The sequence below is a fragment of the Paraburkholderia sediminicola genome (assembly GCF_046027355.1).
In the GTDB taxonomy this organism is placed as follows: Bacteria; Pseudomonadota; Gammaproteobacteria; order Burkholderiales; family Burkholderiaceae; genus Paraburkholderia; species Paraburkholderia sediminicola_B.
The window spans coordinates 93,427-115,982 of sequence record NZ_JAQQEK010000019.1; the positions used below are offsets into that span (position 1 = coordinate 93,427).

General features: G+C 57.5%; 19 protein-coding genes and 1 pseudogene. 10 read left to right on the plus strand and 10 right to left on the minus strand.

Translation table 11 applies throughout. The features are described 5' to 3' along the window. Positions 1–17: 17 nt before the first annotated feature. Positions 18–1,037, minus strand: a complete 1,020-nt coding sequence (locus PQR42_RS28435) for a carbon-nitrogen hydrolase family protein (protein ID WP_408494186.1) — start codon at positions 1,035–1,037, stop codon at positions 18–20. 242 nt (positions 1,038–1,279) lie between these two features. Between PQR42_RS28435 and PQR42_RS28440 the strand changes: the two genes are divergently transcribed. Further along, entirely contained in the window at positions 1,280–2,245 is a 966-nt protein-coding gene (locus PQR42_RS28440; protein WP_408494188.1) for an AraC-like ligand-binding domain-containing protein, read from the plus strand. 573 nt (positions 2,246–2,818) lie between these two features. Here PQR42_RS28440 and PQR42_RS28445 read toward each other — a convergent pair. The 4 genes from PQR42_RS28445 to PQR42_RS28460 form a co-directional block, all read right to left on the minus strand. Further along, entirely contained in the window at positions 2,819–3,823 is a 1,005-nt protein-coding gene (locus PQR42_RS28445; protein ID WP_408494190.1) for an alpha/beta fold hydrolase, read from the minus strand. Between the two features lie 54 nt (positions 3,824–3,877). Next, positions 3,878–5,311, minus strand: a complete 1,434-nt coding sequence (locus tag PQR42_RS28450) for an amidase family protein (protein ID WP_408494192.1) — start codon at positions 5,309–5,311, stop codon at positions 3,878–3,880. Positions 5,312–5,955: 644 nt separating this feature from the next. Then, entirely contained in the window at positions 5,956–6,345 is a 390-nt protein-coding gene (locus tag PQR42_RS28455) for a YybH family protein (RefSeq protein ID WP_408494194.1), read from the minus strand. 87 nt (positions 6,346–6,432) lie between these two features. Then, on the minus strand, positions 6,433–8,352 hold the full coding sequence (locus PQR42_RS28460) for an amidohydrolase (RefSeq protein WP_408494196.1): 1,920 nt from the start codon (positions 8,350–8,352) through the stop codon (positions 6,433–6,435). 60 nt (positions 8,353–8,412) lie between these two features. On the opposite strand from PQR42_RS28460, the gene PQR42_RS28465 reads away from it, so the two are divergent. Further along, a complete protein-coding gene (locus tag PQR42_RS28465; protein WP_408494198.1) occupies positions 8,413–9,426 on the plus strand; it encodes a GlxA family transcriptional regulator in 1,014 nt (337 codons plus the stop codon). A 97-nt stretch (positions 9,427–9,523) separates the two neighbouring features. Here PQR42_RS28465 and PQR42_RS28470 read toward each other — a convergent pair whose 3' ends face one another. Then, complete coding sequence (locus PQR42_RS28470; RefSeq protein ID WP_408494200.1) at positions 9,524–11,032, minus strand: aldehyde dehydrogenase family protein; 1,509 nt, start codon at positions 11,030–11,032, stop codon at positions 9,524–9,526. A gap of 113 nt (positions 11,033–11,145) precedes the next feature. Here PQR42_RS28470 and PQR42_RS28475 point away from each other — a divergent pair, with 113 nt between their 5' ends. From PQR42_RS28475 to PQR42_RS28510, 8 genes and pseudogenes are all read left to right on the plus strand, one after another. Continuing rightward, positions 11,146–12,594 carry a LysR family transcriptional regulator gene (locus tag PQR42_RS28475; RefSeq protein WP_408494202.1) on the plus strand — a complete coding sequence of 483 codons (1,449 nt, stop codon included), beginning with the start codon at positions 11,146–11,148 and terminating at the stop codon, positions 12,592–12,594. A gap of 144 nt (positions 12,595–12,738) precedes the next feature. After that, positions 12,739–13,536 (plus strand): alpha/beta hydrolase, encoded by a 798-nt coding sequence (locus tag PQR42_RS28480; RefSeq protein ID WP_408494204.1) that lies wholly within the window; start codon positions 12,739–12,741, stop codon positions 13,534–13,536. Positions 13,537–13,607: 71 nt separating this feature from the next. Further along, positions 13,608–14,369, plus strand: a complete 762-nt coding sequence (locus PQR42_RS28485) for an SDR family oxidoreductase (protein WP_408494206.1) — start codon at positions 13,608–13,610, stop codon at positions 14,367–14,369. A gap of 156 nt (positions 14,370–14,525) precedes the next feature. Then, positions 14,526–14,699, plus strand: a complete 174-nt coding sequence (locus tag PQR42_RS28490; protein WP_408494208.1) for a hypothetical protein — start codon at positions 14,526–14,528, stop codon at positions 14,697–14,699. Positions 14,700–14,722: 23 nt separating this feature from the next. Beyond that, complete coding sequence (locus PQR42_RS28495; RefSeq protein WP_408494210.1) at positions 14,723–14,929, plus strand: hypothetical protein; 207 nt, start codon at positions 14,723–14,725, stop codon at positions 14,927–14,929. 36 nt (positions 14,930–14,965) lie between these two features. Next, positions 14,966–15,688: a hypothetical protein gene (locus tag PQR42_RS28500; RefSeq protein WP_408494211.1), complete on the plus strand. Its 723-nt coding sequence runs from the start codon at positions 14,966–14,968 to the stop codon at positions 15,686–15,688. A gap of 151 nt (positions 15,689–15,839) precedes the next feature. Further along, positions 15,840–16,952, plus strand: coding sequence for an alkene reductase (locus PQR42_RS28505; protein ID WP_408494213.1), 1,113 nt, complete (start codon positions 15,840–15,842; stop codon positions 16,950–16,952). A gap of 97 nt (positions 16,953–17,049) precedes the next feature. Further along, a pseudogene (locus tag PQR42_RS28510) lies at positions 17,050–17,166 on the plus strand (IS5/IS1182 family transposase); the annotation flags it as partial. Between the two features lie 133 nt (positions 17,167–17,299). On the opposite strand, the gene PQR42_RS28515 reads toward PQR42_RS28510, so the two are convergent. The 4 genes from PQR42_RS28515 to PQR42_RS28530 all read right to left on the minus strand — a co-directional run bounded on the left by PQR42_RS28515 (position 17,300) and on the right by PQR42_RS28530 (position 22,547). Continuing rightward, on the minus strand, positions 17,300–18,304 hold the full coding sequence (locus PQR42_RS28515; protein WP_408494215.1) for a helix-turn-helix domain-containing protein: 1,005 nt from the start codon (positions 18,302–18,304) through the stop codon (positions 17,300–17,302). A gap of 792 nt (positions 18,305–19,096) precedes the next feature. Next, entirely contained in the window at positions 19,097–20,437 is a 1,341-nt protein-coding gene (gene gor, locus PQR42_RS28520) for a glutathione-disulfide reductase (RefSeq protein ID WP_408494217.1), read from the minus strand. A 34-nt stretch (positions 20,438–20,471) separates the two neighbouring features. Then, positions 20,472–21,422, minus strand: a complete 951-nt coding sequence (locus tag PQR42_RS28525) for a PDR/VanB family oxidoreductase (protein ID WP_408494219.1) — start codon at positions 21,420–21,422, stop codon at positions 20,472–20,474. Positions 21,423–21,512: 90 nt separating this feature from the next. Next, entirely contained in the window at positions 21,513–22,547 is a 1,035-nt protein-coding gene (locus PQR42_RS28530) for an aromatic ring-hydroxylating dioxygenase subunit alpha (protein ID WP_408494221.1), read from the minus strand. Between the last annotated feature and the right edge of the window lie 9 nt (positions 22,548–22,556).

The window sequence follows — 22,556 nt, forward strand, 5'->3', positions numbered from 1 at the left end:
GGAAATCTGGTCTGTGATCAAACGACCGCATCTGCCCGCTGCGGCGTTTCCTGGTCTGTGGAACTGGGCACATCCTCACCGACGACGCTCATCACCTTCCGTCGCGTTTTGTCGACGACGAGCCTCACGGTGTCGGGACGCGAATAATGCCCCACAGGAGCGGCGGCGCTCTTGGAGAGGACGATTTTGGTGGGATCGAGGTCGGCATAGAGAATGCCTTCCTCATCCTCGCGCAGAGGCGAACACAATGGATGGCCATCCGGCCCATAGATCATGGAGAAGCCGCCTCCCGGCTTGCCGGTAATCGGACTCAGCAGCTTGGTCTTCTCGGGACGGTCGCACAGCATGTCGATCATCTGCTGGGACACCAATGCGGTCGACGCCAGCACGAAGCATCCGCCCTCCAGAGCGTAGACCGTGCTGACGCTATTACTCGCCTCAGATCCAAACGCGTAGATGACGTCACGATAAAGGAGGAAGCTCGGCCAGGAGGCCACATGAACCTCTTCACCCTGAGCATAAAGCGCCATCTTGACCAATGGCTGGATGTGCTCCCAGCAATTCAGTGCACCCAGCCGCCCGAACGGCGCGTCGACCACGGTCAGGCCTGAACCGTCACCCTCCCCGAAGACGGCGCGCTCGACATGAGTGGGCTTAAGTTTGCGGCGAGCAAGAAGGAGATCCCCTTGTGGACCGATGACGGCTTGAGACATATAAAGCGAACCGCCGTCGCGTTCGGAAAAGCCTGTCACCAGCGTCACCGCCGAATCGGCGGCTATCTGCTGGAGCCGCGCCATTTCCGGGGATCCCAACGCGATGCTGTTGGCGTGATACCGGGCGGTGAACCCCACGCCCTCAATGGGGGCACCGAGCCAGATCCACCACGGATAGCCAGGCAGCCAAGTCTCGGGAAAGGCGACCAGCTTGGCGCCATTACTGGCCGCCTCCTTCACCAACACTTCGGTCTTGTCCAACGTGGCCTGAAGATCCAGAAATATGGGTGCTGCCTGTATGCACGCAGCCTTGATCGCCTCCATCGCCTTCCTCCATTTTTGTATGTGGTAGCTCACAGCTTATTCCTTTGCAGTCCGCGCACTTTGCTCACGGCGAAGCAATAGTTGCCTGGAAGCGCGGTGGAGCAAATAACTCCTTACGAAGAATCGCCAAGGTGCCAAGTACATGTCATTGAAGTGCATGTCATTGATACGTTGAGCTTGGAACGGTCGCCTGATATCCTAGCTGTCTCAAAATGCCGTATATTCGTGCGACGAGAGGCGGGATGAATATGTTCCATTCCACGGTCGGCATGGCCAATTCCAAACGGTTCGCCTACTGGCAGGATGTCGTTTGCAATACGTTTGTGGGGCTCGATTGCGTCCCGCTGTCGGAACGTCCCTTTTTTGGCGAGATTAGTACGACACAGGTCGACGACTTGCGATTTTCCCAAGTGCGCAGCCGCGATCATCGGGTGACGCGTACGTCTCAGCGTATCGAAAGCGGGCGTGAGGAATACGCCATCATGCAGTTCCAGTTGAGTGGCAATAGCACCGTAATGCAGGACGGGCGCGATGCGGCCGTCGCCGCCGGTGATTGTGTCTGCTACGATTCCGTCCGTCCGTACACGCTTCAATTCCGCGACGACTTCGAAGCACTTGTCTTCCAAATTCCCCGGCAACGGCTGGTCGGCCGCTTGGGGCATACGGAGCGGATGACCGCTCGTATCGTCCGTGGCGATAGCCTATTGGGTACCTTGACGGTGCCCTTCCTGCGTCAGCTTGGCGGCGTGGTGTCGCAAGTCGATCCGGCGGTGGCGCGCCGTTTATCCTCCATCGCCGTCGATCTGGTGACGGCTGCTCTGGGCGACTTGATCTCTGTTGACGAGCGTCAACCGACTTGGTCCGGTACCGCACTGAAGTGCCGGGCCAAGGCGGTAATCGAAGAGTCGCTGCACGATCCCGATCTCAATACCGAAAGGGTGGCGGCGGTCCTTGGCATTTCGCCTCGCTATCTGCAATCACTGTTCCGCGAGGAGGGGGAAACGGTCAGCGACTGTATTTGGCGCGGGCGCCTGGGACGAGCGCGGCGCGACCTGGCTGATCCGCTCTTGACGGCCAGATATATCAGCCAGATCGCCATGGACAATGGGTTCAATAATTTTGCCCACTTTAGCAGGCGGTTTCGCGCCGCGTTCGGTGTATCTCCGCGCGAATACAAGGCGACGTTCGATCGAGATCGAAATCTTTAAGACGCGTACACCGAGCAGTTGAGCGACGTGTTGGCCAGCCCGCCGAGATACCGTGAACAGCGCATCGAAGTTGGGCGCGTCTTGAGAACTGAGAGGAAGTTTGGCAGGGTACCGGCGAACCGCGCGGCCGAGATGTTACCTAGCAGAAGACGATCGAGCGCTTCGCACAAGCGCTGACGCCTGGATGCTGCATGATGCAGTCCGTCGTCTTCGCGGGGGCTCGCAAGGCTGCCACGTTGCAGTGGCGCGTGCTTGTATTAGATCGTCAAAGAAGCGATTGTTGCCATACAGGATTCAAGTCACTGCAGGTTGTAGCATCGGGTATGGAGACAAGATGACGAATATAACAACGGACGAGACGCAACCGTGCCCTGCTTCCTGACGCCGTCCCTTCGACACGAGGTTCAAGGCGGCCTGGACATGCGCGTGCCCAACGAGCTGAAAATCAAACCGCGCCTCAAATTGCGTTTGGCGAAGGCGTTCCAAGGATAGACGGGCTCATCGTCAACCAGACGCCCGCGCAGCCGCAAGTTCGGTCTTCTGGGCCGCCGCATTTCGGTTGCGTTGCAGCCGTCACCACTTCTCGTCGTCGAGAAGCCCCTTTATCGCCGCATTGATAAAATGGGAGTCCTGCTTGTTCAAGCCGACGCCGGCCGCGTGTCCCCAAACACTATCAATCGGCTTGAACAACGCGCCGGGAATGTGCGGCAGCTCCAGTTCACTATCCTCTGCTGTAAAGTAAAGGTCCGTGCTAGAAGGCATGACCACCGTCTTTGCTCTGATGGAACTTAACGCATGCACTAAATTACCCTCGTACAGAGAGTTCTGACTAATGTCTGAGTTCTGCCACGTTGCAATCATTGCAAGCAAATCGAGTCGATTTTTCTCCACGAAAAATCCGTCCCAAAAATTGGCGATGAATTCTTCGAGGCTTGAAAAGCCCAACGTTGCCCACAGCTGACGACGATAAAACGTTTGAGAGAACGCCCACCCGGCGTAGACTCGTCCGGCGGCCCGGAGGGCAGCATTGTCTCCTATCGCACAGTCCTCAGCGGACGTGAGCACCGATTTGACCCCCTCGAGGAAGACCCAATTGTGACTCGCCGTCTTTGCGGAACCACAAATCGGCATAAGTCTGAGCACGTTGTTAGGGAACAGCGCGCCCCAGTGATACGCTTGTTGCGCTCCCATCGACCAGCCGATCGCCAGCGCGACCTCGTCAACACCGAATTTTTCCGTCAACAGTCGCCGCTGCGCCATTACGTTGTCGTACACCGAAACGAGCGGATATCCGGATTTCACCAAATCTGGGCGGTTGCTTGGCGACGTGGAAAGCCCATTACCCAACATGTTGGGTACGACAATGAAGTACTTTGCAGGGTTAAGCGCCATCTCCTCCCCAATCAGCCACTCATTGTCCGTATGCTGCCCGTTGAACCAGGTGGGGTAAATAACGACGTTATCACGCCGTGCGCTGAGCTCCCCGTGCGTTTTGTAAACAATTTTTGCGTCCGGAAGAATCTCTCCGCTTTGGAGCTTAAGATCTCCAAGATGGTATTCAGAATATTCTGGTGCCATGTAAAGTTTCTCGTCTCTAGTTTGTTGCGATCGTCGCTTGTTGCACAGGGCAACTTAAGGCCGGGGCGATGAATAAAGACCAACTACCGACTCAATACTAAGAGCAATAGAAAGAAGCCAGTCGTCATCTCCTTCAGGCGCATCCAGTGCCAGCCCGATCGGAAGTCCGAGGCTCGTCAGCCCCACTGGCAGCGTGATACCGGGCAGACCCGCGAAACTACCCGGGTCTGTGTTGCGGGTGTATGTCGCGAACGTGTTGAATTCGACACGCTCAATTTGCACCGTGTCAGTCAACTGACCGTTCTGCGAGACATGAGTTACTGCAGGCACTGGCGTAGTGGGAAAGACTAGCGCATCAAGAGAATAAGCCTTGAACGTCCTTGTGTAGGACTCGCGAAGCCGTTCACGACGACCGCTCAGTGCTTCTCGATATGCCGGCAATTTAACGTCGCGCGCCTTTGAGAACAAAGCCCGAACGTCGTCACTACCGATTTTTTCCTCGATGTCCTCAAGCGTGACATGCGTATTTGAGGCAGCGAGATAATCCTTGATACCGCGAAGCGACTCATAGAGAACAAGATCCTTTGATGCATGTGCCAGCTCATCATCGATCCCTATGTCGTCCACTTCAATAACGATCGCTCCGGCATCCAATAGCCGCCTCACCGCTTGACCGACGATCCGCTCGGTTTCCTTGTCCAGGTTTTCCCAAAAGTGGGTGCGCGCAATGCCAAGCCGGATACCTTGAAGGCTGACGGCATGCACACCAACCTGCCAGGTCACCACCGAGTCAAGCAAAACGAGATCTGCCACGCTACGCGCGAGGGTGCCAATTGTGTCCCTTGTGCTACTCAATGGCAGCACGCCGACATCGGAATATCGACGCCGGCTGCCATTTGCGCTTGGGCGAAAGCCCGCGACTCCACAAAGTGAAGCAGGAATGCGGACAGAGCCACCCGTGTCCGTCCCCAGACCCACGGGCACGATTCTCCGCGCGATCGCGGCGGCCGGGCCGCCGCTCGAACCACCAACTATCCGCGTACGGTCGAAAGGGTTCAGCACCTTCCCGAACTCAACGTTCTGGCTCGTCACGCCAAAGCTGAGCTCATGCATATTCCCCTTGCCGAAGAGAATGGCGCCCGCATCAACCAGAGCTTGCAGCACCGGCGCGTTCGATTCAGGACGCGAATCCCGCAATGCCGGCGTTCCACCACTTGTCGGCAGCGCGATTGAGTTAATGTTGTCTTTCGCCACGAACGGAAGTCCTGCCAAGGGACCGACCGGCTTACCGGCCGCCCGAGCCTTGTCAACATTCCTTGCTGCTTCAAGCGCACCCTCCACGTCCACGAGCGTAAACGCGCAATCGTCCGCGTACATTGCATACTCAGATGCGAGTGCATCGATATACGCTTCCGCCGAAAAATCTCCGCGCTTGAGATGTTCAAGCGCTTGCGAGCCCGTAAGCTCAATCAAATTAATGCTTTCCATCCAAGGGGTCCCATAGTGTAACTATGACTGTCCGGCCAACGAAACTGGTTCGAGTATTAAAAAACTTGACTTCAACGCGAGTTGCAAACCATATTGGCCGCAATCGCGTTGGGTTAGGATCAAGTATCGGAAATAATTGTTGGACGTGCATTGCCCAGCGGGCACAGAAATGTCTCAGAACGGCCGCAATGTACTTGCCCGAGTCTGACGTTCTTCGAGGACAGCGAAGGACCTTGGCAACGCCATCTCTATTTACACTTACTATGTCGCGGCACAGAATCAGATGCACACGACGACAGAGTGCAAATGCTGCCGCAGTAGATTTAATCGCCCCGTGCAACTGAACGTCTCCACGACCCGGCGCGCCTGTTCGCTTCCCGGCGCGAGTTGGCTGTCACATTCTCGAACTACCTTCAAGGAGGGCAGCCGGATTGCCTATTGCCGTGTGGCGTTGCGCTTATTTGTATAGACACGGGTGCGCGCGCAATTGTTTGCCACCCGGAACAATTTGCGCCGCAGGGGCGCTAAAGACCCCCTTGGCGGCAGCACACGAGCGTTTGCCTTGTGAAGGCTAGCGCTATGGGCGGGTTTGCACACCCTCAACCTAACGGGCTGCAATTCTCAAACTGGCGACTTACTTCCCCTTAGGTCGCCGGCTTATCGTGATTGAACACATCGCGATGGAGAAACCACTCGCCGTCAATCCTCTTCCATTGAACAAAATACCGTCCAGTGTCTGCGCTCACTCGAGTTCCATCCGGCGTCCGCGCGAAAAGTTCATATGCACCGACTTCTGTCGCCATATCGCCCCAACTTTCGACTTCAATTGTCACGAACCTTCCAGCGACAATGCCTTGTGCAATGGCACCTTCGAAGAATGCAGCTATCTCCTTGCGCCCGGTGAACGTGGGCATACCGTGTGGCATAAGCCGTGCGTCTTCGGTATATCGAGACACCACAGCCGCGCTGTCTCCCGCCTCAAGCGCAGCTGCAAGTTTGTCTTCAGCGGACTGAATCTGTTCTTTCAGCAACATCGTTACCTCTCGAAATTAAGGTTAAGAACCGGATTGCTGCGGCCCAAAGAGCGGGCCAAAGTTACACCGGGATATAGGCAGATGCGCCTATGACGCCCGGTACACCTCCTTGCCGTCCACCATCGTTAGCACACTTTTCGTGTTGATGATGTGCCTTTCCTCTACCGAGAATATGTCTTGGGAAAGTACGGCAAGATCTGCCACAAAGCCAGGCATGAGTCGCCCCTTGAAATGCCCTTTACCTTCAGCAACAGCGCTCCCGTGCGTGTAGGAACAGATCGCCTGCTCCAGCGTAAGCGCCTCATCTGGTTTCGCAGGATGTTTTATAGCCGCGTAAAGGCCGAGAAATGGATTTAACGGACCATCTGATCCGATACCCATCGGAATATCTGCCTGAATCAGTGTTTTGAAAGTAGCAAACATGCTTCCGCTGCCAAACCTGTCACCATAGATCTCGGGGAACAGGAAGTGGGTCGGGTTTTGAACGACAGTTGCACCCAGAGCGCGTACCCGCGCCATCTGGTCTTCGTTGAGTCCGTCGGCATGTTCGATCCGCAGATTCGCTTTGCGCCAATCAACACTGCTACCAAAACTTTCCGCCGCAGCAATCAGGGTTTCGATTGCCGCGGTTCCGATAGCATGCAAAAGTGTCTGATCGTCAAAATCGAGCCCCTCCCTCATCATCTCCCGGACCTCGTTCCTGCTGAAATTTTCCCTACCTGCATTTCCCAGCTGATCAGCATAGTCTCGACCCAGCGCGGCGGCCCTTTCAACGGTCGTTCCGTCGAGTATCCACTTTGTGCCTGACACCTCGAGCCGTTCGCCTGCCTCACGGTCAAGATTTCTTCCTTCACTAATCAGGCGCCCTGCTGGGCCAGCTGGCGGAAATCGAATAACTCGGACCTTTATTGGTATGTCTGCTGCTCGAACCATATCAACATAGCGTTCGATTGGCGTCCATGACATATTTTGAATTGTCGTAATGCCCCATCTCACACAATCGCGACCCAATGCGGAAATATTCGCAGCGCCTTCCTCGATGGTGGCCATCGACGCGAAGCACCGTTGAGGTGCCCATTGCGCGTATTCGTTGATGCGGCCAGAAACGCGGCCCGACTGCGGGAAACGCTCGAAAAATCCTCCAACCGGGTCCGGTTCATCATCCGCTATGTTTAGACGCTTCATGGCCGCCGAGTTGACCACGTTCGTGTGATTTGTCAAACCAAGAAGGATGATGGGATGTCTAGGTGACACTTCGTCAAGAGTCAGCCGGTTAAGCGCCGTATCATTAATCAAAGTCTCACCCATCACTCCATAAATCCACGTGCCGGGCTCAGACTCCTCAACCGCTTGCTGAATCAACGGCCTGATTTCATTAAACGATGGATCGGCGACCGGATCGATGGGAAGTCGCATACCCTTGGGATCTGGCGTGTGATGCATGTGAGCATCATTGAAGCCGGGGATCACCAATCGCCCCCCTAGGTCAACGACTTTCGCATCGGTTCCGGCATCCGCCATTACTTCATTTGTATCACCCACGTTGGCAACACTTCCGTCCCTGATTGCAATCGCCTCAACCCACCGAAGTTCAGAATCTCCCGTAAATATCCGACCATTTACAAGAAGCACATCTCCGTCGATTGCTTGGGTCGGAAGTTGGAGTCGATAAATCGGTTCGTGCTCCGAGCCCTCCTTTCCTGCGTCTGTCCCCATCGCAAATTTTTTGACGATGGAGCCGTCCACATCGGCGCTCACCGAGGAGTTTTCAACCAGTACACGATGATAAGCATGTGCACCGCAGGTCCAATGCAAAGGATGTACCAGTCGGGCGGGAAACGTCCAAGGCTGCAATTTGCCACGTGATATTTCCGAATACTCATCAATCATTTGAAGAAATTGAGAGCGTTCAATCTTGCAGCCACAGAACGCTGGGCGGTCCCACAAGACAGCGGCCAGATATGCTCCTCGCGGAGTATTTTCTGATGTTGACGGTCGTGCTAGCATCGGAACAGCTCCATACGGTTCAGTCTAGAAAACTGTCACTCCAGTGAAGAACAAGGCGAAATGACAAATACACTTCAAAAACGTTCAGGAGATGAACAACGACTCATACTGATCCTCGCATTCGACGGAGTTACCCTTTCCGATGTCGCGTCACCAAGTGATGTTTTTGATCTGACCAGCCGCTACGTTCTGAAAAGTGACGCCCTAGGATATCGAGTCGTAGTCACGTCTCTCGACGGTGGCTCAATTCGAACCTCTTGCGGCATCAAGATTCACACACAGCCGATAGGCGACTTTTCCATAAGTGAGGTTGATACATTGCTCGTCCCGGGTGGCGGTCCTCCCACTGCCCCTCCAGTCCCAGAGGGAGTCGTGACGTGGCTCCGAATCCACGCGCCGACAATCAGACGCGTATGTGCGATCTGTACCGGTGCGTTTCTGCTTGCGGCTGCCGGCCTTGCAGATGGTCACCGGATCACAACCCACTGGGACGCGACAAAATTGCTGGAAGAACGGTTTCCTCTCGTGACCGTCGAACACGACTGTCTGTTCGTACACGACGGCGCTCTTTGGAGTTCAGCCGGTTTCAGCGCCGGATTTGATCTCGCCCTCGCCATCGTCGAAGACGATTTTGGGTACGCAATTGCGATCGAAGTCGCCAAACTTCTCGTCCTCTTTCTGAAGAGACCAGGTGATCAAACGCAGTATTCGCTTCCCCTGGCTGCACAGAGCGCGCGCGATCCCGACTTCAGCAAGCTTCACGCCTGGATCTCAAACAACCTCAACGCGAACCTGACTGTCGAAGCTCTCGCCGAACGCGTTGGGATGAGCCCCCGAACATTCGCGAGACGATATGCCGAGCGAATCGGAACAACCCCAGCAAAAACCGTTGAAGCTCTTCGCACTGACGCAGTCCTGCGCCGGATCCGAGAACCGCATTCCTCGCTTAAAGAGGTTGCAAGAGACTGTGGATTCGGCGATGAACAAACCTTGCGCAGGGCGTTCATTCGGCGATTCGGATATCCTCCAAGTGATCAGGATTCACTCGATGCGAGTGATTCAGCAGCGGCGTGAACGACCTCACTCTTAAGTCCCGTTTCTTCGAGCGCTGCAAAGTTTACCTGGGGAGCCGGCCCAGTTGGATATCCCGGCTTTGACTCCCCAAGTGGCCTTATAGCGCGATACAAACGCTCTTCACTTCCGTGTAGCTCTCTACAGATGCTCTCCCTAGATCGCGCCCGTAGCCGGATTGCTTAAAACCTCCAAGAGGGAGAGCCGGATCAAGCATGTTGTTCGTGTTCACCCATACCATGCCTGCCTGCAGCCTCGGGATCAATCTATGTACCTGACTGATGTTTTGCGACCAGATACTGGCTCCCAGACCATAGGGAGTGTCATTGGCCAGACTAACCGCTTCTTCGAGGTCGTCAAAGGGTACAGCGATAGCTACTGGACCGAACACCTCTTCCCGCACAACACGCATGTGCGGCTTAACATTGGTGAACAGCGTGGGTTGGATGAAGTACCCAGCATCAATGGCTCGCTTACCACCAGTTGCGACATACGCCCCCTCCTCGCGCGCGCCATCAATGAAGCCCATGACGCGTTCGAAATGGCGCTTCGAAACAACGGGACCCAGTTGGGTCTGCGGATCGAATCCTGACCCAATCTTGAGGCTTCTAGCTGCGTTGACGAAGTTTTCCACGACATCGTCAAATATCTTGCGATGTACGTAGATTCGGGAACCGCTTGTGCACACCTGCCCCTGGTTCAGGAAAATCCCGTTTGCCGTGCCGTGTCCCGCGAACTTCGGATCCGAGTCCTCGAGCACAATGGCCGGCGACTTTCCGCCAAGCTCCAGGGTGAATCTCGTCATATTGTCGACCGACGCTTTCCCGATTGCTTTACCTACGCTAGTCGAACCAGTAAAGGAAAGCTTGTTAATACCAGGATGAGCACTCAGCGCGGCACCAGTCGTCTCGCCTCGCCCGCACACAACGTTGAGCACGCCGGGTGGGAAGCCCGCTTCAATCGCCAATTCCGCAAGGCGCAGAGCAGTCAGTGGCGTCTCTTCCGAAGGCTTCAAAACGACTGTGCAACCGGCGGCCAAAGCCGGGGCAACTTTCCAAAGCGCAATTGACAGCGGGAAGTTCCACGGGACGATCGCACCCACAACGCCAACCGCTTCACGCTTCGTGTACGTAAAGTATTTGGCACCCGGCGGAAAGGGAATCGAATTGTCGAGCGTCTGCCCTTCGAGCTTCGTCGCCCAACCGGCCATGTAACGTACGAACTCCGAAACGGCGCCAACCTCGACCATTCTCGCAAGCGTACGAACCTTGCCGCTTTGAAGCGTTTCGAGAGCACTCAGTTCGTCGCCATGCTGTTCGATCAGGCAAGCGAGTTGTGTAAGCAAGCGCTCTCTGTCAGCCGGACGCGCCCGCGTCCACGCCGAGTTTTCGAAAGCTTGACGCGCATTTGTAACGGCCGCATCAACGTCGTGTGCGTCACTGTCGGGGGCCTCACATACCACCTCTTCGGTTGCAGGATCTACGACAGCGACGTATGCACCTGACGATGGCGCGACCGTCTGCCCGTTAATAAAATTCCCATGGCGCCCACGTGCGAGAAATTGCAGTTGCTGCCGTTCTTTGAGCGCCAATGCTTTGAAGTCTTCCATGTGTCATCCTCCTGATGTGGTCGGTTAATCCGATCGTCCCTACACGAGTGGCGGCAAGGACGCCGTTGATCAAGGATTGTCTTTCCTCGCTTCGCGACTCCGATAGGACAAAGATGGATCAATTACTGCCATCGATGGTGTGGACACACAAGTCTGACATCGGTTGTCAATCGTCAACCGCTACCTTCACTCGCCGTGCATGGGAATATTCTCGTACTCAACTTCGATTAAGACTGTTGCGAGAAGGACATCTTTGTTTCGGCAAAGGGCACGCCCGATGGCGTAACGATGGTGATCGTCCTTCCCGTGCGTCCGTTCTTTTGCCGCTGCCGGATCCGCAATCGGGTAATCACATATCCGCGCCGACGTGTGGCGGCATTTGCCGTCGCAGTTTAGACTGCGCACTGGATGTGATGGTCTCGAGACCGAGTCGCAACGGTGCACCGCAACGTCGGTCGGCGCCTCTCCGGGCCGCCATTTTTCTGGCCTCCCACTCGCCTGACGCGCGTCGGGGGCCGTCTGCATTTTCAACGACCGGTTTGGATGAGGTGTGGGCAATGGATATCGTGCAGGCCATGAGAGTATTCGCCCGCGTGGTGGAGACGAAGAGTTTCACGCGCGCGTCCGAGACCCTGGATTTGCCACGCGGACGTGTGACCGTGATCGTACAAAACCTCGAAGCACACCTGAAAACACGTTTGCTGCAGCGCACTACGCGCAGCCTCAACCTCACGGCTGACGGCGCCGCCTATTACGAGCGATCCGTGCGTGTCCTCGCGGACATCGACGACATCGAGAGTTCGTTCCTCGGCAAGAAGCAATCGCCACGCGGCAAGTTACGGGTTGACATGCCCGGCGCTCTCGGGCGCCTCATCGTCATGCCGGCGCTGGCCGACTTTCACGAGCGCTATCCGGAAATCGACCTGATGCTTGGCCTCGGGGACAAACCGCTGGATCTCGTGCAGGAAGGTGTCGACTGCGTGGTGCGCATCGGCACATTGCAGGATTCGTCACTCGTGGCGCGGCGTGTCGGCATCTATCAGGCTGTCACCGTTGCAAGCTCAGCGTACCTCCACAAGGCAGGCACACCGCGAACGCTGGACGAACTCGCCAATCACCAGGCCGTGAACTACTACTGGGGGCGCACGGGCAGGATCATGCCGCTCACGTTTGATGTCGACGGGAAAGCGGTCGAGGTGAAGATGCGCGGCTCCATCGCCGTGAACGACGCGGAGGCCTATTTGGGAAGCGCGCTGAATGGTCTCGGCATCGTTCAGGGCGCCCGCTTCATGGCGCTGCCTTACCTCGAATCCGGCACATTGGTCGAGATTCTTTCGCAATGGAAGCCGCCGCCGCTACCCATTTCCGCGGTATATCCGCACAATCGGCATCTCTCCGCGACCGTGCGCGCGTTCGTCGATTGGATCGCCGAACTCTTTCGCAACTCTGCGCTGCTGACTAGCACCCCCGACGCCGATGCGCGCTGCCGCCCTACGAGCATTGATACGCAGGATGCCGATCTTATCGAACTTGCGGACGACGAAGAGAGGCCCACGGCGTAAGCGAGGCATAACCACGGGGAAAGACGACGCTTTGTTCTCTTTGCGAGAACAGAGTTGTAGCGGGCAGGCGATTTATCGGCGCAGCGGCAAAGACAACAATACGTGCATTGTTCCTGTGAGCGAGAACGCTGCGCGTTGCCTGACATGTCTACCGTTTCCCATTCAGGTTTGCTGGTCGAAGAAGTTCATATCAACGGCTATGGCCAGCCTATTGTCGTGCGCAGTTTCAGGCCATCAGCGCAGAGACGCCGGCTGCCGATCATCCTCTATTTCCACGGTGGTTTATTCACCACCGGCTCGCTTGACGAGACAAATTCCGTCTGTGAGGCGCTCGCCCTGCACGTGGGCGCGTGGGTACTCTCCGTCGGCTACTCGCTCGCGCCGGGGTTCCCGTTTCCGAATGCCTTGGAAGACGCGTATCGCGCACTGCTGTGGGTACGATCTGAAGCCAGTGGAGTGCGTGCGGACAAGCGCCATATAGCCGTTGCCGGCCACGACGCCGGCGGAAACATCGCAACTTGCCTCGCTGCCGTCGCCCGCGATCGTGGCAACGCCGGCATTCGCGCACAGGTTCTGCTCGCGCCGCTGCTTGATCCCAGCATGACGCGCATTCGTCAATTTACGACACATGCGGCGCCTGGGGCAGATGTTCTCGCGGCGAGCTACCACGCGTACTTGCCAACGCTCGCACAGCGCGTTCATCCCTATGCAGCGCCACTCGAATCGCGCCGCCTCGCAGACCTTCCGGCGGCTTTCATTGCCAGCGTAGAGCATGACCCGCTGCATATCGAGGCCGAACACTACGCCGCGTCACTCATCAACGCGGGCGTCCCTACAGAATTTGCACGCTATGCCAACACGACGCGTGCCGACATCGCGGGGCATGCGCCCGCACTTCTTGCAGCAAGCGGATTCCTCCAGCGGCACTTCGGAGACGGGTAATGGTGGCGTCTCCGCTACTGGCGGTACTCAAGGTGCTTTAAACCACGTCTTTCCTAAAGGGAATTTTTGCCATGAAACTCACCGGAAACACCGTATTCATCACCGGCGCCACGTCAGGTATTGGCCGTGCACTTGCCGAAGCCCTCCACCAGCGGGGCAACAAGGTCATCATCGCGGGGCGGCGCAAGGCGCTGCTCGATGAGGTCGCGAGGCTCAATCCCGGTATCGATACGGTTGAACTCGATATCGGTAACGCCGCGCAGATTCGCGAAGTCGCCGCGCGACTGATTAAACGCTATCCGGCATTGAACGTCGTGATCAACAACGCAGGCATCATGCCGTTCGACGACGCCGGCGGACCACTCGACGATGAACAGACCGTCCGTCTCATCGACACGAACCTGCTTGGCCCGGTACGAGTGAGCGCCGCCTTCGTTGAGCACCTGAAGCGGCAGCCCGAGTCAACCATTATCAACAACAGTTCGGTACTCGCCTATGTGCCGATCGCGGTGACCGCCCTGTATTCAGCCACCAAAGCCGCGATTCACTCGTACACACTGTCGCAACGCTTCATGCTGCGCAATACGAGCGTTCGCGTGCTCGAGATCGCGCCGCCCTGGGTCGACACGGATCTGATTCACAAGAGTGGCGACCCGCGCGCGATGCCGCTCGACGCGTTCATCGCCGAAACGATGAAGCTGCTGGAAACGGCGACAACTGAGGTCATCGTCGACGCGGCCAAACCGCTGCGCGATAACGCGGGCCCCAACGAGCACGCGTTCGTCGAACAACTCAACCAGTTCATCTCCGACAACCCGATTCCCGTCGCATGAGGCATGAAGGCCGAGCGCACCTCGTGTCCGTGGCGGGCGACAACGTAATGACGAAGCCTGCCGGTCAACCGTCGGTGTCGTACCTGACCGTCATTCCCGACCGGCAGCGAATCCCGAATGGGAGACGCGACACCATCAACCATTGGAGTTCATGTCATGACTACGGCACTTGAAGAGAAGAACATCGCGCTCGATATCGAAGCTCTTGACACATTGTTCAACAAGAAGGATTACGAGAAAGCGGCCCAGTTCTGGTCAGAATCCTACGTCCAGCTCAGGCAGCACGTTCGGCCGGACGCGACAGGCTGTTCGGCCTCGTGCGTTCGCTAACCGACATGCGTTTCGAATACGACATGGTTACCGCCAACGGCGACTTCGTCTGGGTTCACAGCCGATACACCAACTCTGCAACACCCACCGCGCCAATCGCCGCGAATATCTTGCGAATCGAGGACGGGAAGCTCGTCGAGCATCGGGACGTGCTGCAAAACGAAGCGCCGCGCAGTGAATCCGCCGGCGGCTATCCGATGTTCGGCGACAGGTTCGCCGACGAGCGGTAACGCTTGCGAAACACTGTTCCACACGAGGAGGACGCAATGAGGACACTACTTGAGCAGGCCCTGCTGGCGCATGGCGGAATCGACAACTGGGCGAAGCTCCGCCACGTGTCGGCAGCACTCGATATCGGCGGAGCCGTCTGGCACCTGAAAGGCCAGCCCGAGATGTTCCAGGGTATCGAACTGGCGGCCAACCTGCGGCGCCAGCACGTCGCGATCACTTCGCAGGCTGGCGGATGGCAAGGCACGTTCACGCCGGATGCCGTGCGTATCGACTCGGTGGACGCCCGTGCCACCGACGAGCGCAGCGCCCCGAGAACGGCTTATCGAGGCCATGCCCAGGAAACCCAATGGGACCGCCTGCACGCGCTGTACTTTACCGGCTACGCGCTCTGGACATACCTGACCATTCCGTTTCTCTACACTCTCCCCGGTTTCCATACGGAAGAACTCCCCGAATGGAAGGAGAACGGCGAAGTGTGGCGACGTCTGAAGGCCATGTTCCCGGATTCGATCGCCAGCCACGCACGCGAGCAAATTTCTTACTTTGGTGAAGACGGGCTGCTGCGCCGTCACGACTACACGGTGGATGTGATGGGTGGAGCGCGAGGCGCCAACTATGCGTCCGACTACCGCAACGTATGCGGGGTCATGGTGCCGATGTCGCGCCGGGTCTTTGCGTACGACGATGCGGGACGAAAGGTAGACGAGCCATTGCTGGTATCGATCGACTTTCGCAGCATCGATTTCCACACTGAATAGCACTCACGGTGCGTCGGACCCGACGGTCGTGCCGACACGGCAAGGCGTGTCGGGAAATCCGGCGTGTGCAGGGCGGCCGGCGCCTCTTTCGACGGAGCGTGCCTGTCGAAGCCGCCCGCGGTACATCCTTCAAACTTCGCGGGAGATGTTCATGAACAAGCCAAACAACCAGCCTTTGCTCGAGCCGATTCGCCTAGGCAAGCTCGACTTGTCCAACCGCATCGCCATGGCGCCGCTCACGCGCATGCGCGCGGCCAATCCCGATCTCGCGCCGACCGGCCTGCACGCCGACTACTATGCCCAGCGCGCGTCGGCGGGCCTGATCGTCAGCGAAGGGATTTTTGTGAGCCCCGATGCGGTCGGCTGGGCTGACGTGCCCGGACTTTGGAGCGACGCACAGGTGCGCGGCTGGGGCGCGGTGACGGAGGCCGTGCACCGCGCGGGCGGCCGAATCGTCGCGCAGCTTTGGCATACCGGCTCGTTGGGGCATCCGGATTTCGACGGCGGAAAGGCGCCGCCGTCCGCTTCTGCGGTCAACCCCGAGCAGCAGAGCGTCACCCCGACCGGCAAAAAGGAAACGGTTGTCCCGCGTCCGATGGACAAGGACGAAATCCGCCGCACGGTCGCCGATTTTGGCAGGGCCGCGCGCAACGCGATAGCGGCCGGCTTCGACGGCGTGCAGATCCAAGGCGGCTATCACTATCTGTTCAACCAGTTCCTCAACATTCGCACCAATCTGCGCACGGATGAATATGGCGGTTCGGTTGAGAACCGCGCACGTCTGCTGTTCGACGTGCTGGAAACGGTGGTCGACACGGTCGGCGCGCACCGCACCGGCATCAAGACAGGACCGGTGACGTTGGAAACGGGCGCGTTCGTGTCCAATGAGGCTACGCTCGCCACCTCCGAATACGTGATCGACCGACTCAACGACTACGACCTTTCCCATCTGCTGCTGATGGGCCAGATGGCGGACCTGTCGGCGACGCCACTGGCTGCACTGGCGGGCGACGGCATGTTCCGCCATTTCCGCGCGTTCTATCGCGGCCACATCATCGCCAACGTCGGTATCGATCGCACACGCGGCAATCGGCTGATCGAGGCAGGACTGGCCGACATGGTCGCGTTCGGCCGCCCGTTCATTGCGAATCCGGATCTGCCGACGCGCTTCGCCATCGATGCACCACTCGCGGAAGTCGTCTGGCCGAATGTCTACGGCCCGACTGCCGAGGGGTACACCGACTATCCGGTTCTGTCACAGTAAAAGGCTCTAGCAAAATGAGTTGATGGGGCTGCTAACCCGAATCGCACTCTGTTAACCTCATCGTTGTTCAACTGACAAGGAGGCTACGGCAAAATCGATACTCGACGATGAACACCGGTCCTTCATCCAGCCGCTGCTACCGCCGCCGAAACCGCGCCGAACCCGATGCCCAGGGCGCAAGCCGCTCGGCGATCGCGCCGTGCTAACCGGCATCCACTGAAGCCCCTTTGCCTTCAAATTCGATTTATGCCACAACGCCAGGTCGAGGTTGTTGTGTTCGACTCCACCCCAAACAATTTATGCACATTCAAGCCATCGTAGCTTGGAAAATATTATCCACGAATCGACTAAACTTTTTGGAAACATACCGTGAAGTCTGGTATTTTCCCATCCACCAACATATGTTTGCGATATTCGCGTGGCGATAGGCCAAACATCGTTTTAAAGGCCTGACTAAAATGTGTGAGGTTATTGAATCCCCAGGAGTACGCAATGTCACCGATCGAACGGAAAGTTAAACCTCTGTCCGCGAGGTCTCTGGCGCACTTCTCCAACCTGCGTTCGCGAATTAATCGTTCAACCGGCAGACCGGCGCACGAAAAGACAGTGCTTAAGTATCGCCTCGAAATGCCGAGTTGCTCGGCGACATCGGCGGGTGACAACTTCGGGTTGCACAAATTGCTCTCTATGTATGCCCGTCCACGACACGCGAGGACGGATCGTGTCGCCGAGGATCGTGGCTCCATCTCATCCATCGTCGAAGTGAATGCCATCGAGATCATGTCAATCGCTTGGTCTTCGAGACGAACGGCTACCGACGCACGGAGTCGTCCAACGTCCCGGGCAAATGAGTGCAGAAAGTCTCCTGTGATTGCGCCTAGGGCGTTATCCCGCGATAGAACGGTTGCGGTCAACCGCTCGACCATGCCGACACGCTGGCGAAGCTGTTTGCGAGGCACGAGCAAAACCAACTGCTCCACATCACCGGGAAAGTCTACCGAGAAGCATTGCGACGTGTCCAGGAGGGTAATGTCTCCCTGGCGAAGCACTGCCTGTCGGCAATCTTGCTCGACTACAGCCGTCCCTGATCCCTGAACGCATACGAATACGGCGTCATCACCCATGCCTCCATGCCGAGGCGTCGCACGTGCGACGCTGTGTGCCGCAGCCGAAAATGCGAACATGCTTGTCGCGCTCATCGCGCTGTATTTTATAGAACCATGGAAGCGATCACCAACGACCGAGGAAACTTCCAGGTTGGTCATCAGACCCGATACCTGGCGCGTCCAAAACCCAAGTCGCGCACCCGGAGCAATGTTCTCGGTGGTAACTAAATTCTCTGACTCATTCATGGTCATCTCAATCAGCAGCCCGAAGTTAGAAATTCGCCTATTGAACGAAAGCACTCTCTCTTCGGCGCTTTAGAAGACACGTCCCCGGACAAGGTCGCAACTACGCCGTCTCCATGAAATCAGGGAGAAGACGCACAGAGAACTCCCTCCTGCAGTGGCTCGTCCCTTGCTGCCCCGAAAGTACCGCTCCATCGAACATGCGTGCCCTCCTGTGACGTGCTCGAGAATCTGTGACACGGGACGCCCGATAGAGTCTCCTGTTTGCCTGAACTGTATTACGTATGAACAATCCTGGCGTTGGGACCACCCCTCTTCGTGTAGCGTCCTGAATTGTTCAGGCGAGCCGTGGTTCGCACTGCTATGACCATTGTCAGACAACACATATGTCGTGCGCGCAAGAGGCAGTCTCATCATCGACCTCCAAAACTTCGAGCTCTTTGTCGTCCGGGAACAAAAACGATTCCGTGAAAGCAACCCGAGAACAATCCCTACCTGTGCAAAACAGCCCTCAAAGCGAAGGAATGCCACAACTCGCGAACGCAACAGGCAACGGGAAATGTCTCCTCATCTTACGTTGCTCTCACTGGCCGCTCACAGCATCCGTCCCCATTCATCGACGACTTATGTTCGCGGCTCAACATCAAGTGGGGCGCGTCGATTAACCTCGTCGCGTGAGTCACCATTACGAACAATAGGGGTGGAGCATCCGTGCTGGCGCAACGACGGAGTGGGTACTCACCGCTTTCTGCGCTCCACGCTCTTTCGAAGGCGAGGCGCCGTACAACCACCGACTTAACGCATCGTGACGAACTCTTCAGCGGCGGTCGGATGAATTCCGATCGTCTCGTCGAACTGTGCTTTAGTCGCGCCGGCTTTCATCGCAATCGCGATACCCTGCAGGATCTCAGCGGCATCGCGCCCGACCATGTGCGCCCCCACCACCCTCTGACTACCGCGAGCGACGACGAGCTTCATCAGCGTGCGCTCGTCGCGGCCCGATAACGTGTGACGCAATGCCTTGAACGAAGTCTTGAAGATGTCGACGACGCCGTACCGCTCGCGCGCCTTATCTTCGGTGAGCCCAACCGTCGCGACTTCAGGCGTGCTAAAAACGGCCGACGGAACGTACTCGTGATCCACTGCGCGCCGCACGCCGCCGAACAGGCTCGCGGCCAGCAGTGCGCCGTCGCGCGTGGCAACCGGCGTCAATTGCGGCCTCCCAGTCACGTCGCCGATTGCGTGAATCGACGGTATGCTCGTTGTTGAGTATTCGTCAACATCCACCGCGCCATTTCTGTCAAGCGTCACGCCCACTTCTTCGAGCCCAAGGCGAGCACTGTTCGGCACCCGGCCCGTCGCATAGAGCACGGCATCGTAGTGCCCCTGCGTACCGCCTTCAAGCACTAGTCCGATCGTTCCGTCCCGATACTTCTCAAGGCCGAGGACGGTAGTTTCTGTTCGGATTTCGATGCCCTGTTGGGTCATGGCGCTCGCCAGCGCATCGCGAACATCTTCGTCGAACCCGCGCAGAATCTGACGGCCGCGGCACCACAGGTCGACCTGCGTGCCCAATCCGTTGAATATGCCCGCGAACTCGACCGCGATGTAGCCTGCACCAACCACCGCGATCCGTTTGGGCTGGGACGCGAGATCAAGTGCTTCATTCGATGTGATGGCATGCTGAATGCCCGGTATGGCCGGCAGCATAGGCCGCGCGCCGGTAGCAACTGCAATGTGACGCGCGCTGATGCGGTGCCCCGCCACTTCGACCGTGTGCGCATCCGCAACCGTTGCGCGGCCGTCGTACCTCTGCACGCCTGATTTCTCAAGGAGGGAGAGATACACACCGTTGAGACGGGCGATCTCCCGGTTCTTTGCCGCAATCAGCGCGGCCCATGAGAACGTGCCCGGTCGATAGGACCAGCCATAGCCCGCCGCGTCTTCCACTTCGTGCGGGAAGTGCGATGCGTAGACAAGGAGTTTCTTCGGCACGCAGCCGCGAATCACGCAGGTTCCACCCACGAGACTGTCCTCCGCGATCGCCACGCGGGCACCGTACGAAGCCGCCATACGGCTCAGCCGCACTCCGCCGGAACCCGCACCGATCACGAACAGGTCATAGTCAAATTCCATTCAGATGTCCCCACGTATCTTTTTTCCAGTAACGTCAAACATCGAGTACAAGCATCGGGCTTTTGGCTCTCGACACACATATCATTATTGTCCGGCCCGCTGCGCGTTCGCTGCCCGAAAGTACGTAATCCCGATGATCTGGCAGGCCGTCTATGACGCCAGTTTCGCAGGTGCGGCACATTCCTTCGCGGCACGAACAGGGCAGCTCGTACCCGTGCTCTTCGAGCACTTCGAGAATTGTTCTGTCTTCAGGCACGTGTAGGACTTGCCCACTACTCTGAAGCTTGACGTCGAACCCGGCGGCCACCTCACGCGCGCCACTTTCCGCAGGAGGAGAAAACCATTCGAAGAAGGCAGGGTTGTCCGGATGGCTCGACGAAAAATCCTCCACGGCATTCATGACAGGGGCTGGGCCACAACAGTAGATCGGCACGCCGGGCTCCAGCGTGAACGAAGCGTCGGTGAAGTCGAACAGGCATCCTGCCTCATCATCGAAATGAAAGCGTACACGGTCGCCGAATCTGCTGAGCTCGTCATGGAAGGCCGCGTGTGCGCGGCTGCGCGCCAGATACAGCAGGCGCCACGGCCAGCCGCGACGTTCGCAGTGGCGGATCATCGACAGGATCGGCGTAATGCCGATTCCGCCGGCGATAAACAGAAACGTCTCGTGTCCAGCTTGCAGCGGAAAGTTGTTGCGCGGCTCGCTAATGTCGAGCGCGTTGCCTTCGTTCAACGCCGAATGCACGCATAGCGATCCGCCGCGGCTATTGGCAGCCCTCGAGATGGCTATCTCGTAGCGATCCGTTTCGCTGCAATCGCCAATGAGCGAATACTGGCGCGTCATTCCGTTTGGCAAAAAGAGATCGATATGCGCGCCGGGAGAAAACGCCGGCAGGTTCTCGCCGTCCTGTCTGCGCAACACCAGCCTCACGACATCCTTCGCCTCGTCCGTGCGTCGGTCAATCACAACCTGTATCTTTTTCATCAGACCATCTTCCTGGGGTACCGCGAAGGCGAGGCGGCATGAACACCGCCTCGCCACTAACCATGGTTCAAACCGCTAGATACCCGCGGCTCAGGCCTGCGTGCTTTCTTCCTTGATTCGCTTGTCGACCAGCCATCGCAGGTGCGAAAGCGGTGCATCCGATGCAATCGCCCGCAGCTTGAATTTCGGATCTGCGTCGAGCACCTCCTGCTGCGCCTCGATAATGGCCTTGTCCTCGTGAAATCCCTCGAGGATGCTGTCATGGAGGGAATGCGAATACAACTCGACGTCCTTCTTCTGATTGTGCATATAGACCCAGAAGAAGTGCGTAGTACGATCGGTTTCCGGTGTCATCGCCTGGAAGTTATGAAATTCGAGGCTACCCTCCTTGTTTCCCTTCTCGATGCCCGTTCCCGCAGGGGAAAATCCCGACTCGAGGAAGAAATAGGCCGGAACCTTCATTTCCACCGTGTTCCAGCGGTCCACCTTGCCCATCTTCTTCTCGATTTTTTTCACGAACGGCGGCAGATCGCTGTTCATGTGCCACTTCGTCAGTCGGAAACCGTCATCCAGTTTCTCAAGAGGACTGGCGGTCTGTTCGACCACATATCGCTCCGAACCGCCCAGAGTGTTGGTATGCACGTAGGCAATATGATTGATGTCGGCAAGGTTATCGGCAATCAACTGGTAGTTGGCGTCATAATGCAGATAGTCAGGGCGCCCGTGCCAGGCCGGATCCTTCAGATATGGGAAGTCCGGAATCTTCGACTCGTCGACAAGGGTCGGCTCCCCCATCCAGATCCACACGAGGTGCCCCGTGTCCACGATCGGATAGTTCCTGACCTTGAGGTTCGGCGGAACCGACTCCTGCCCCGGGATTTCCACGCATGCGCCACTCGAATCGAATAACAGGCCGTGATACATGCAGCGAACGCAGTTTCCTTCGAGACGTCCCATCGAAAGCCGCGCTCCCCGGTGGCAGCACCGGTCCTCCATCGCGCAGACTTTGCCGTCGTTACCGCGGTAAAGCAGCACCTTCTCGTTCAACAGCGTGCGCCCGACCAGCGCGTCGTCAATCAGCTCGTGACTCCAGGCTGCCACATACCAGCAGTTCTTCATAAACATCGTGCTATC

Coding starts and splice junctions, on each gene's coding strand:
- PQR42_RS28435 (WP_408494186.1), bottom strand. CDS start 1,037: ATGGAGGCGATCAAGGCTGCGTGCATACAGGCAGCACCCATATTTCTG.
- PQR42_RS28525 (WP_408494219.1), bottom strand. CDS start 21,422: ATGAAAAAGATACAGGTTGTGATTGACCGACGCACGGACGAGGCGAAG.
- PQR42_RS28515 (WP_408494215.1), bottom strand. CDS start 18,304: ATGAATGAGTCAGAGAATTTAGTTACCACCGAGAACATTGCTCCGGGT.
- gor (WP_408494217.1), bottom strand. CDS start 20,437: ATGGAATTTGACTATGACCTGTTCGTGATCGGTGCGGGTTCCGGCGGA.
- PQR42_RS28485 (WP_408494206.1), top strand. CDS start 13,608: ATGAAACTCACCGGAAACACCGTATTCATCACCGGCGCCACGTCAGGT.
- PQR42_RS28500 (WP_408494211.1), top strand. CDS start 14,966: ATGAGGACACTACTTGAGCAGGCCCTGCTGGCGCATGGCGGAATCGAC.
- PQR42_RS28440 (WP_408494188.1), top strand. CDS start 1,280: ATGAATATGTTCCATTCCACGGTCGGCATGGCCAATTCCAAACGGTTC.
- PQR42_RS28475 (WP_408494202.1), top strand. CDS start 11,146: ATGGATCAATTACTGCCATCGATGGTGTGGACACACAAGTCTGACATC.
- PQR42_RS28505 (WP_408494213.1), top strand. CDS start 15,840: ATGAACAAGCCAAACAACCAGCCTTTGCTCGAGCCGATTCGCCTAGGC.
- PQR42_RS28530 (WP_408494221.1), bottom strand. CDS start 22,547: ATGTTTATGAAGAACTGCTGGTATGTGGCAGCCTGGAGTCACGAGCTG.
- PQR42_RS28470 (WP_408494200.1), bottom strand. CDS start 11,032: ATGGAAGACTTCAAAGCATTGGCGCTCAAAGAACGGCAGCAACTGCAA.
- PQR42_RS28450 (WP_408494192.1), bottom strand. CDS start 5,311: ATGGAAAGCATTAATTTGATTGAGCTTACGGGCTCGCAAGCGCTTGAA.
- PQR42_RS28445 (WP_408494190.1), bottom strand. CDS start 3,823: ATGGCACCAGAATATTCTGAATACCATCTTGGAGATCTTAAGCTCCAA.
- PQR42_RS28490 (WP_408494208.1), top strand. CDS start 14,526: ATGACTACGGCACTTGAAGAGAAGAACATCGCGCTCGATATCGAAGCT.
- PQR42_RS28465 (WP_408494198.1), top strand. CDS start 8,413: ATGACAAATACACTTCAAAAACGTTCAGGAGATGAACAACGACTCATA.
- PQR42_RS28495 (WP_408494210.1), top strand. CDS start 14,723: ATGGTTACCGCCAACGGCGACTTCGTCTGGGTTCACAGCCGATACACC.
- PQR42_RS28455 (WP_408494194.1), bottom strand. CDS start 6,345: ATGTTGCTGAAAGAACAGATTCAGTCCGCTGAAGACAAACTTGCAGCT.
- PQR42_RS28460 (WP_408494196.1), bottom strand. CDS start 8,352: ATGCTAGCACGACCGTCAACATCAGAAAATACTCCGCGAGGAGCATAT.
- PQR42_RS28480 (WP_408494204.1), top strand. CDS start 12,739: ATGTCTACCGTTTCCCATTCAGGTTTGCTGGTCGAAGAAGTTCATATC.